9 protein-coding genes are annotated in these 11,006 nt (G+C 43.3%); 2 read left to right on the top strand and 7 right to left on the bottom strand.

Translation table 11 applies throughout. The features are described 5' to 3' along the window. Positions 1-56: 56 nt before the first annotated feature. The 6 genes from leuS to dksA all read right to left on the bottom strand — a co-directional run bounded on the left by leuS (position 57) and on the right by dksA (position 6,921). A complete protein-coding gene (leuS, locus tag CEX73_RS01735) occupies positions 57-2,645 on the bottom strand; it encodes a leucine--tRNA ligase (RefSeq protein ID WP_101626881.1) in 2,589 nt (862 codons plus the stop codon). Between the two features lie 77 nt (positions 2,646-2,722). Next, complete coding sequence (panC, locus tag CEX73_RS01740; protein ID WP_438819076.1) at positions 2,723-3,619, bottom strand: pantoate--beta-alanine ligase; 897 nt, start codon at positions 3,617-3,619, stop codon at positions 2,723-2,725. Between the two features lie 41 nt (positions 3,620-3,660). Further along, positions 3,661-4,455 (bottom strand): 3-methyl-2-oxobutanoate hydroxymethyltransferase, encoded by a 795-nt coding sequence (gene panB, locus CEX73_RS01745; RefSeq protein ID WP_101626883.1) that lies wholly within the window; start codon positions 4,453-4,455, stop codon positions 3,661-3,663. 68 nt (positions 4,456-4,523) lie between these two features. Then, positions 4,524-5,030 (bottom strand): 2-amino-4-hydroxy-6-hydroxymethyldihydropteridine diphosphokinase, encoded by a 507-nt coding sequence (folK, locus tag CEX73_RS01750; RefSeq protein WP_101626889.1) that lies wholly within the window; start codon positions 5,028-5,030, stop codon positions 4,524-4,526. Beyond that, positions 5,030-6,373, bottom strand: a complete 1,344-nt coding sequence (gene pcnB / locus CEX73_RS01755; protein WP_101626884.1) for a polynucleotide adenylyltransferase PcnB — start codon at positions 6,371-6,373, stop codon at positions 5,030-5,032. Before pcnB ends, folK begins: the two co-directional genes overlap by 1 nt. Before the next feature lie 92 nt (positions 6,374-6,465). Continuing rightward, positions 6,466-6,921, bottom strand: coding sequence for an RNA polymerase-binding protein DksA (gene dksA, locus CEX73_RS01760; RefSeq protein ID WP_101626885.1), 456 nt, complete (start codon positions 6,919-6,921; stop codon positions 6,466-6,468). 349 nt (positions 6,922-7,270) lie between these two features. Between dksA and mrcB the strand changes: the two genes are divergently transcribed. Both mrcB and erpA read left to right on the top strand, forming a co-directional pair. Next, a complete protein-coding gene (mrcB, locus tag CEX73_RS01765; RefSeq protein ID WP_101626886.1) occupies positions 7,271-9,724 on the top strand; it encodes a bifunctional glycosyl transferase/transpeptidase in 2,454 nt (817 codons plus the stop codon). 105 nt (positions 9,725-9,829) lie between these two features. After that, a complete protein-coding gene (gene erpA, locus CEX73_RS01770; RefSeq protein WP_101626887.1) occupies positions 9,830-10,174 on the top strand; it encodes an iron-sulfur cluster insertion protein ErpA in 345 nt (114 codons plus the stop codon). Positions 10,175-10,177: 3 nt separating this feature from the next. Here the strand turns inward: erpA and mtnN are convergent, their stop codons facing one another. Next, positions 10,178-10,900, bottom strand: a complete 723-nt coding sequence (mtnN, locus tag CEX73_RS01775; RefSeq protein ID WP_101626888.1) for a 5'-methylthioadenosine/S-adenosylhomocysteine nucleosidase — start codon at positions 10,898-10,900, stop codon at positions 10,178-10,180. Positions 10,901-11,006: the final 106 nt, after the last annotated feature.

An 11,006-nucleotide genomic window follows, 5' to 3' on the forward strand; every position in this document is an offset into this window, starting at 1 on the left:
ATGCATAAGTGCAATAGTAGGTCTCTAGGTATCGCACAAAGCTTATTTTCTTCTGCTTAACCTATGACTAAATTAAGCATTTTTCTAGGAACATAAATGACTTTACGTACTTTAGTTCCTTCTAAATATTTAGCAACAGACTGGTCCCGGGAGGCACGTTCTAGTACAAATACTTCGTCGGCATCAGCGGGTACGGTAATTCTACTGCGCAGTTTGCCATTGATCTGAATGACTATTAATTGAACTTCTTCTACCAGCGCTGATTTGTCCACTATGGGCCATGGAGCATTATCAATGTCTTCTTTTCCGCCTAGCGCCTGCCATAGCGTGAAGCAAACATGAGGAGTAAATGGATATAACATACGCACTACCGCAAGTAGTGCTTCCTGCAACAGAGCGCGATCTTGCGTACTATCCTGCGATGCGTGTGCCAATTTTTTTATGATCTCCATAATTGCAGCAATAGCAGTATTAAACGTTTGGCGCCGGCCGATATCGTCGGTTACCTTAGCTATTGTTTGATGTAGTTCGCGCCGTAGTGCTTTGTGCTTGTCACTCATTGCTGCGAAATCTAGCGCTACTACCTCGCCACGCTGGGTATGTTCATAAATTAGCTTCCAGATACGTTTCAAGAATCTGTTAGCTCCCTCTACGCCAGATTCTCGCCATTCCAACGTCATTTCCACTGGAGCTGCGAACATCATAAACAAACGTACAGTATCGGCACCGTATTTTTCGACCATAATCTGCGGGTCGATACCGTTGTTTTTAGATTTAGACATTTTACTCATGCCAGCATACACTAGCTGGTTGCCCTGTGAATCGATAGCTTTAACCAGGTTACCTTTTTCGTCACGCTGGACGCTGACATTAATAGGTGAGACCCATATACGCTCACCGGTACTGCCGACGTAGTAAAAAGAATCAGCGAGCACCATGCCTTGACACAGTAGACGTTTAGTAGGCTCGTCGTAAGCAAACATACCAGCATCGCGCAACAATTTATGATAAAAGCGAAAGTACATTAAGTGCATAATTGCATGTTCAATACCTCCAATATATTGATCTACTGGTAGCCAATAGTTTGCCGCTGCAATATCTAACATACCTTGGTCATAATTAGGACAAGTATAGCGCGCGTAGTACCACGAAGATTCCATAAAAGTATCAAAGGTATCCGTTTCACGCATCGCAGGATGACTCTCATAGGTAGTTTTTGACCATCGGTGATCGTCTTTAAGTGGATTCGAGATACCGTCCCCGTTCATCAAAATATTTTCTGGTAATATCACTGGTAGCTGATCTATTGGAGTTGGCACTATAGTACCGTCTTCCAGTGTAATCATAGGTATAGGTGCGCCCCAGTAACGTTGGCGGGAAACGACCCAGTCGCGTAGACGATAGTTTACTTTTCTCTCGCCTATGCCACGCGCTACCAAGACGGCTGTAATTGCTTTGCAGGCCTCTTGATAATTGAGACCATCAAAATCGCCTGAGTTATACAGAATACCTTTGTTAATCATCGCCTGCGCGCTGATATTGGGTTCGCTACCGTCGGCATTGCGGATAACAGTCTTAATTGGCAGAGAGTATTTGCAGGCGAACTCCCAATCCCGCTGATTGTGTCCTGGCACTGCCATGACTGCTCCAGTGCCATAATCTATCAGCACAAAGTTCGTAACCCATATTGGTAGTTTATCTCCTGTCAGCGGATGTATTGCGTGCAGACCAGTAAATATACCTGTTTTTACCTTCGTGACCATTTCCGCTTCTGCTACCTTAGTATAGCGGCTATTATTCAGAAAATTTGCTAATGCTAAATTATCGACAGCCGCTTGCAGCGCAAGATCATGGTGTATTGCAATTGCAACATAGGTAACACCCATTAAAGTGTCCGGACGAGCAGTGTAAACTGTGATTTGTGTTTTTATTTCAGCCACTTGAAAGGTAATATTTATGCCTTCAGAACGGCCGATCCAATTACGTTGCATGATTTTTATCTGTTCTGGCCAGTCGTCCAATTGATCTAAATCATCAAGTAACTGATCGGCATAAGCGGTAATTTTAACGAACCACTGTGGGATATCTTTGCACTTTACGGTAGTACCACATCGCCAACAGCAGCCGTCGATAACCTGTTCGTTAGCGAGTACCGTTTGATCGTTTGAGCACCAGTTGACCGATGACATCTTCTTATAGACCAAGCCTTTTTTATATAACTGGATAAAAAACCACTGTTCCCAGCGGTAGTACTCTGGCTGACATGTAGTTATTTCACGGCTCCAGTCGTAGCCGAAACCCAGTCGCTTTAATTGATTCTTCATAGAGTCAATATTGGCATAGGTCCATGATGCAGGCGCTGTTTTTTTTTGAATCGCTGCTCTTTCAGCAGGTAGGCCGAAGGCATCCCATCCGATGGGTTGCAGTACGTTTTTACCTTGCATCCGCTGATAACGGGAAAGTACGTCGCCAATAGTGTAATTACGTACATGTCCCATGTGCAGACTGCCAGAAGGATAGGGCAGCATCGAAAGACAATAATATTTGTCTTTACTGGTATCTTCGATTACCTTAAACGTTTCATGTTCATGCCAGTATTGCTGAATTTTTGATTCAATATCTTTCGGATCATAAAGCTCTTGCATAAATAACGTGGTCCTTAAGTCAAAAAGTCAAATCAATTTGCACACAGCAGTTATTTTGGTTGTACCAGAAAGGATAGTCATCCTTTCAGTCTTATTTGACAGTTGTCACGCAGACTATCAAGGGATATCTCATTTAGATCTACTTTAGCGTTATCTATCAGCCTGGCTTTGCCGAGCCAGGCACTAAATAGCACTACTGCCTGTTTGCTCTCTACTGTTAGTGGTTGTAAAGTTATGGCATCGCGGATTTCTAGTATGTCCGGAGTGAATCCTAATTCACGCAATTGCTTTGCTGCTTTATCAAGCAGCTTATCGGTATACCTTTCACCAGAGCATAAATGGTCCACCAGCTTTTGCATAACTTGATAAAGTCGAGGCGCTAGCTGACGTTGTTCTTGCGTAAGATAACTATTACGTGAACTTAGTGCTAAACCATCGGGGGAGCGAACAGTTGGCACAGCTATAATTTGAATGTCATAGTTCATATCGTGCACCATCTGCCGAATAAGCGCTAACTGTTGAAAGTCTTTTTCACCGAAGCAAGCAACATTAGGCTGCACTAAATTGAATAGTTTGCTGACAATAGTGGCGACACCGCGAAAATGACCTGGTCGGTTGATGCCTTCTAGCATGCTTGACAAGCGGGGCACATCGATAAAAGTTTGGTTGTCAATACTATTAGGATAAATCGTATCCACCGACGGTGCAAAAACAGCATCTACCCTACTCATAATTAGTTTATTATAATCTTCCTGCAGGGTGCGCGGATAAACGGCTAAATCTTCCCTCCGGTCGAACTGCATCGGGTTTACGAATATGCTTACTACTACAATATCAGCCTGCGCCCGCCCTTCATCAATCAGGGTAATATGCCCATCATGTAGATTTCCCATCGTGGGAATAAGAGCTATACGCCGTTGTGATTGACGCCACTGCTGAATTGTCTGACGTAGGGTAGTGGTATTGTCGATCATCAACACGCTACTCTCTCCTCTGACTGCTCCGATGACAGACATCAATAGAAACTATGTTGTTCCGTGGGAAATTTGCCAGCTTCTACCTCTTGCACATAAAGGCTGATGGCATTGGGGATATCTTCACAATCGACCAGAAAGTTTCGAGCGAAGGATGGTGCGCGATCACCGGTGATACCCAGTACGTCTTGCATTACTAAAATCTGACCGTCGGTAACAGCGCCAGCGCCGATACCAATGACTGGTATCGCTAATGTACGCGTAACACACTCGGCTAACGCAACCGGCACGCATTCTAGTACTAGCATTTGGGCACCAGCACGCTCTAGTGCTACTGCATCAGCCAGTAGTCTATCAGCACTATCTTTGTCCCTGCCCTGAATTTTATAGCCACCAAAAATATTAACAAATTGAGGAGTTAGGCCGAGATGGCAACACACTGGGACTGCACGCTCTGTTAAGCAACGAACGGTTTTAGTAATCCAGAAACCACCTTCTAGTTTAACCATATTGGCACCGGCTCGCATAAGCTCAGCCGCGCTTTCGTAAGCCTGAGATAATGTAGCGTAACACATAAATGGTAGGTCTGCCAGTAGCCAGGATTTTGTTGCGCCGCGCCGGACGCAACGTGTATGGTAAATCATATGATCTAACGTGACCGGCAGGGTAGAATCATGTCCCTGAATAGTCATCCCAAGTGAATCTCCCACTAACATAACGCTGATACCATGCTGTTCACATAGAGAAGCAAAGGTCGCGTCATAGACCGTAAGAGAAGCAAATTTTTGCTGTCGCTTTTTCCGGTTACGTAAATAAGAAATGGTAGTTATGTTCATACAACCTCTGTATTGGATAGGTATCTACGATCAGCAAAAGAATAAATATTAAACTATTATTAGGGATATTACCAATATCGTACCCGGTGGGTCTTATCCCAGAATATTAGGCCGTTACGTGCAATATTACGCAGTAAGTTTACTAGTAGAGTGCCATCTGGGAAGCGTAGGTTTGGAGCTATTTCTTCTAGAGGATAAAGCATAAATTCACGGTTATGCATATCGTAATGGGGCACCGTTAACCTACTTGTAACAATCATTCTATTCCCAAACAGTAAAATATCTAAATCTAGCGTGCGCGGCCCAAAGCGGGGTTTTTGACGGTCGCGTCCCTGCTTGAGTTCAATCAACTGTGTATGAGCTAGAAGCTCTTCGGGCGCAAGTGCTGTTTTTAGTACTACTACCGCATTAAGGTAATCAGGCTGATTCTTAGGCCCCATAGGACGGCTACGATAGTAGGAAGAACACACAACTAGACTAGTTTGGGGCAGGCGCCCTAGCGCTAATAAGGCTATATCTACCTGCTGCAGCGGGTCAGCTAGGTTACTGCCAAGCGCCAAAAATACCAGCTCCATCATAAGTTATCGTGATTCATATTCAGTATACTAATATTCCGCATCTTCTTATGACATGAGGGTGTTGCCGTTTGTAATTCACCCCACCAGTGGGTAATACGCTGTAATTCCATATTTTCCTCTACTTCAGCGCGTAACACTAACAAATCATAAGCGGCACGAAATTTAGGATGCTCCATTAGCTTTTGAGCTTTTTTACCCTGATAGCTAGATAACCTTAGTTGTAATTGCCACATATCGCGCATTAATGTAGTTATTTTTTTAGGAATAGCTAGTGTTTTGCACTGTTTATCTAATATTTCATTCATTGATAGTACAAACGCTTCGAAGTAGGAAAGGCGGCTTTCCTGCATGAGATTTTGCACATAATCTAGTAAAGGATACCATAGCAGAGCGGCAAAGAATAAAGCAGGATTAACTAGTTTTGTGTTATGAAGACGCTGGTCGGTATTTATGAGTACTCGGCTGATCATATTTTCCATATAGCTATCACCATACTCGGTAAATTTTCGGCTAATCAGCGGGAACAGTGACTTGAAAAGCTGGTATTTGCATAGTAGGCGATAAGTAGGCTCACCATACCCAGCTTGCAGTAATTTCAGTGCTTCGTCGAAGAGCCTAGCCGGAGGAATATTCGCCAACAGCGTTGCTAGCTTAATAATCGGATTGGCTGTTTCTTCGCTGATAGTCATGTTTAATTTTGCAGCGAAGCGTACCGCGCGCAACATTCGTACTGGATCTTCCCGATACCGAATCTCAGGATCTCCAATCAGGCGAATAGTACCTTCTCGTAGATCTTTTAGGCCACCGGTATAGTCACGCAAAGTAAAATCTGCTACACTATAATAGATACTATTAACCGAAAAATCTCTGCGCTGGGCATCTTCCTCAATTGAGCCAAAAATATTATCACGTAATATCATGCCATTATTACAAGTTGGTTGTTTTTTATAATCTCGTACTTTATGATTACCTCGTAAAGTAGCAACTTCAATTATTTCTTTACCGAATATAACATGGGCAAGACGAAAGCGGCGGCCTACTAGTCGACAATTACGAAATAGTTTACGCATTTCTTCTGGAGTGGCATTGGTGGTAATATCAAAGTCCTTTGGTTTTTTACCCAACAAAATATCGCGGACACAACCTCCGACCAAATATGCTTCGAATCCTGCCTTACTAAGGCGGTAAAGAACTTTTAATGCATTTGTACTGATATCTTTACGCGATATTGAGTGCTTATTGCGCGGAATAATAGTTAAAGGGTGTCTATCCTCTAATGCAGTGTCCGCATTTTTATGGTTAAGCACCTGACGGTCAAAGTTGGCTGCTCGGGTAAAAATAGTAAACCTCAGTCACAAATAAATAATGATAAACAAAGTAAAAAAAATATGTTTCCAATATTGAGGGGTAAGCCAAGCTGTACTCTTTGCTCTTACCCTATCATCTGCTTTTCGCGGATTTCAGCTAATGTTTTGCAGTCTATACACAAATCAGCGGTAGGACGAGCCTCCAAGCGGCGAATACCAATTTCAATTCCGCAGGATTCACAGAAGCCAAAATCATTTTCTTCCACTTTTTTTAGGGTCTTTTCAATTTTCTTGATGAGTTTACGTTCCCGGTCACGATTACGCAGCTCAAGACTAAATTCTTCTTCTTGAGTAGCACGGTCCACCGGATCTGGAAAGTTTGCAGCCTCATCTTGCATATGTGAAACAGTGCGTCCTATTTCATCTCTGAGCTGATTACGCCAAGCTTCTAGAATACGTCGAAAATATAGAAGCTGGGCATCATTCATATACTCTTCGCCAGGCTTCGGCTGATATGGTTCGACTCCAGCTATGGCGAGAAGACTCAAGGAGGATGTTTGACGATTTTTTCCTTCTTGCATATTGCTTCTCCTTTCCTTACTAACCTAATACGCACTAGCGATCCCTAATGTGGGAAAAGAAACCGGTCGCTATAAATAGCAGATGACTTTAAGGTTGGCAATGATTCATTCCTCAGGCTCATGACCTAACCCTCTTGAGCTAAACCAGAAAAAACAAGCTGATATTATACTTTTTGGCTTTACGATTAAATATCGTAAGTTGACGCAATAATGTAGCACGGCCTAAATATAGTTGGGTACTAGCAATGAATACCACTTAAAATTATACATGAATTATTACCGTCTCCGGCTAATGACTGGAGTACTACTTGTCAGTGTTAGCCATGAACCATTATGGAGAATAACAAAGATGTCTGGGGATAACCGTAAACGTGAACCTATCGGACGCCATCGAAAATGGGCGACAACACGCTGCGATACACGACATAACTGGAGAACTAGAAGACGACAAAATAAAAAAAGATTTCGTATCCGCTGGTATATCCGTATAGTAATACTACTAGTTATCTTGATAGCTTTATATGGCTTTTATCTGGATACGCAGGTACGCCGCCGTATAGATGGTAAGGTTTGGCAGTTACCAGCTGCGGTTTATGGCCGCATGGTAAACTTGGAGCCAGGTATGTCTTATAGCCGAGATGAAATGATAACACTGTTAGAAAGTATGCAATATCGCTCAGTGTCCCACATTACCCGTCCTGGTGAGTTTATCGTACGTGATAATAGTATTGAGTTATTACGCCGACCTTTTGATTTTCCGGATGGAAAGGAGGGGCAGATTAGAGCCAGTATTACTTTTGCCAGAAACAAACTACTGCAAATTAAAAATCAAGATATTCAACGTAATGTAGGAGTTTTCCGCTTAGATCCTAGACTTATTACCATACTACAATCTCCAAAGGGAGAGCAACGACTTTTTGTACCGCGCGCCGGGTTCCCAAATATGCTAGTAGAAATCCTTATCGCTACCGAGGATAGGTACTTTTACCAGCATGACGGCATTCGCATCTCTTCGATGTTCCGCGCTTTACGAGCAAACTTTACCGCTGGTCACGCGGTACAGGGGGGTAGTACACTCACCCAGCAACTAGTAAAAAACTTATTTTTGAGCAACCAACGATCCTTATGGCGTAAGCTTAACGAAGTGTATATGGCATTGCTTTTTGATCATCGCTATAGCAAGGACCGCATTCTAGAACTTTACCTAAATGAGGTGTACCTTGGACAAAGTTGCAACGAGCAGATACGCGGGTTCCCACTTGCTAGTCTTTACTACTTTGGTCTACCTATAGATGAACTGAGTTTAGAACAGCAGGCTATGCTGGTAGGAATGGTAAAAGGTGCTTCGTTGTATAACCCTTGGCGTAATCCACAGCTGACGCTAGAACGGCGTAATTTCGTTATCAAATTACTAGAAAAACAGCATGTTATTGATATAGATCTATATGACATCTTGAGTACACGTCTACTTGATGTGCAACCGCGTGGCCGCGTACTGACACCGCAGCCAGCTTTTATGCAAATGGTGCGCAAAGAGCTACAGAGCAAACTAAAAGAGAAAATAAACACGCTATCCGGCATAAAAATGTTCACTACGTTGGATCCAGTGTCGCAATATGCCGCGGAAAAAGCCGTAGAAGCAGGGATTACAGCTCTACGCGCCCACCATGGTATTAAAGATCTCCAAGGCGCAATGGTCGTTGTGGATCGTTTAAGTGGAGAGGTGCGTGCCATGGTAGGTGGGGCTGAGCCGCAGTTTGCCGGTTTTAACCGCGCAATGCAAGCGCGGCGTTTAGTTGGATCGCTTGCTAAACCAGCGACTTATCTGACAGCTCTTAGCGAACCTAATCAATATCGGCTTAATACTTGGATCGCGGATAAGCCACTTGCTATCCAGCAGCCGAACGGCCGTCTCTGGTTTCCTAAAAACTATGACCGACAGTTCCGTGATAAAGTGATGCTAGTAGACGCGCTGGCATATTCCCTCAACGTACCTACCGTCAATATTGGTCTGGCAGTAGGGTTAGATCCTATCATTAATACCTTGATTAAATTAGGAATCCCAGCAACTACACTAAATCCGGTGCCTTCAATGCTACTAGGAGCTATTAGCCTGACGCCAGTAGAAGTAGCGCAGAAATTCCAAACCATAGCTAGCTGCGGTAACCATGCTACCTTATCAGCGGTACGTTCAGTTGTTAGCGAAGACGGCAAAGTTTTATATGAAAGCTTCCCGCAAGCAGAAAGAGTCATTCCCGCTCAAGCAGCCTACCTAACGCTATATGCCATGCAACAAGTCGTGGAGCGTGGTACCTCACACTCGCTAGCGGTGAAATTTCCCACCTATCATCTAGCGGCAAAAACCGGTACCACTAACGAACTACGCGACAGCTGGTTTGTTGGTATAGATGGCAAAGAAGTCTCTATTATCTGGATTGGTCGGGACAATAATAGGCCAGCTAAGTTGACTGGCGCCACCGGGGCTTTGACTTTGTATCGCCGTTATCTGGATAATCAGGCGCCGATGACGCTGAATCTTACACCTCCGGAAGGTATTAGCAAAATGTCTATTGACGATGCTGGAAATTTAGTCTGCAATGGCGGTAGCGCACTGCGTACCCTACCTATTTGGACAGATAATCCGCAGTCCTTGTGTAAGATAGTACCAATTATTCAAACAAGTGAAATAGATCCAGGTCATTTCGCAAAACCTGAACCTAGACAGAAAATAACATTAGAATTAGAACAAAACAGTTATAGCTGCGGAGTATTTGGTTGGCTAAAACACTTTGTTCGTCAATAGACGAAGAGACGAATAGCTTTATCTAATTAATTACGTTAGCAACATCAAACATCATTGATAGAATCAAATAGAGTAAATAAAGCTCTACAGCGAGGAAGAAACATTATGAATGAAACTACGATATTGCCTTTACAATTTACCGATTCAGCTGCAAGCAGAGTAAAAATGCTCATTGCTGAAGAAGCCAATCCCAATCTTAAGTTACGAGTCTATATTACCGGTGGTGGCTGTAGTGGTTTACAGTACGGCTTTACTTTTGATGAACAAGTCAATGACGAAGATGTAACTATAGAGAAACAAGGCGTCGTGCTAGTTGTCGATCCCATGAGTTTACAATATTTATTAGGCGGTTCAGTTGATTACAGTGAAGGACTGAAAGGTTCACGCTTTATTGTGACTAACCCTAATGTAAAAACTACTTGTAGTTGCGGATCTTCATTTAGTCTTTAATAACTATCCAGTTTGGGAGAGTGATCCTCTTTTAGTAGCTAGCGCCAGCACCATTTCTGAAACAAGCCGCGATAAATGATGCACAACTACTGTTAGACCATCTTTAAAGCTGTTATGGGAAATATGGTCGGCGACATCAGAGATAGCACGTATAACCACGAAGGGAACAGCAAACTGATGGCATATGTGAGCAATAGCTGTAGCTTCCATCTCTACCGCTAGAGCTTGCGGAAAATTATGGCGGATATAGGCTAGGGCCTGCCCGCCATTGATAAATGCGTCACCGCTAATGATCAGACCACGCATGGCATGCATACCGATACTTTCGGTAATGTTTTTAGCCAAAGTTACCAGTGAAGGCGCAGCGTTAAATGATGCTGGGCACTGGGCCATCTGCCCTCTCTCATAGCCAAAGGTTGTGACATCAACATCATGATATCGAACTTCGTCCGATACTACTATATCCCCTACTACCAGCGACGGAGAGAGACTGCCAGCTGAACCTGTATTGATTACTAATGTAGGTTGAAAATGATCTAGTAGCAGTGTGGTGCCTAATGCAGCTGAAACCTTACCAATTCCTGATTGAACTAAAGCTACTTTAATTCCGTGCAGACAGCCGCTATAAATGTAACATCCAGCCTGTTGCCAAATAGTTAGTTGGGTTAATTGCTCACGGAGCAATATAACTTCTGGTTCCATAGCACCTATAATGCCAATCATTATAAAATACCAGTTATAAGTTATAGTCTGAGCTTCAGGTGATAACTAAGGCTGGCTATTATCGCGGATAACCTAAACCATGAAGAAAGCCTGACGCGTCATGATCTTA

Source organism: Candidatus Palibaumannia cicadellinicola (genome assembly GCF_002855795.1).
Taxonomy (GTDB): domain Bacteria; phylum Pseudomonadota; class Gammaproteobacteria; order Enterobacterales; family Enterobacteriaceae; genus Baumannia; species Baumannia cicadellinicola_C.

Bases quoted from the DNA above. Each gene is read 5' to 3' on its own strand.
- leuS (WP_101626881.1), bottom strand. From the start codon at position 2,645: ATGCAAGAGCTTTATGATCCGAAAGATATTGAATCAAAAATTCAGCAA.
- panC (WP_438819076.1), bottom strand. From the start codon at position 3,619: ATGATCGACAATACCACTACCCTACGTCAGACAATTCAGCAGTGGCGT.
- panB (WP_101626883.1), bottom strand. From the start codon at position 4,455: ATGAACATAACTACCATTTCTTATTTACGTAACCGGAAAAAGCGACAG.
- folK (WP_101626889.1), bottom strand. From the start codon at position 5,030: ATGGAGCTGGTATTTTTGGCGCTTGGCAGTAACCTAGCTGACCCGCTG.
- dksA (WP_101626885.1), bottom strand. From the start codon at position 6,921: ATGCAAGAAGGAAAAAATCGTCAAACATCCTCCTTGAGTCTTCTCGCC.
- mrcB (WP_101626886.1), top strand. From the start codon at position 7,271: ATGTCTGGGGATAACCGTAAACGTGAACCTATCGGACGCCATCGAAAA.
- erpA (WP_101626887.1), top strand. From the start codon at position 9,830: ATGAATGAAACTACGATATTGCCTTTACAATTTACCGATTCAGCTGCA.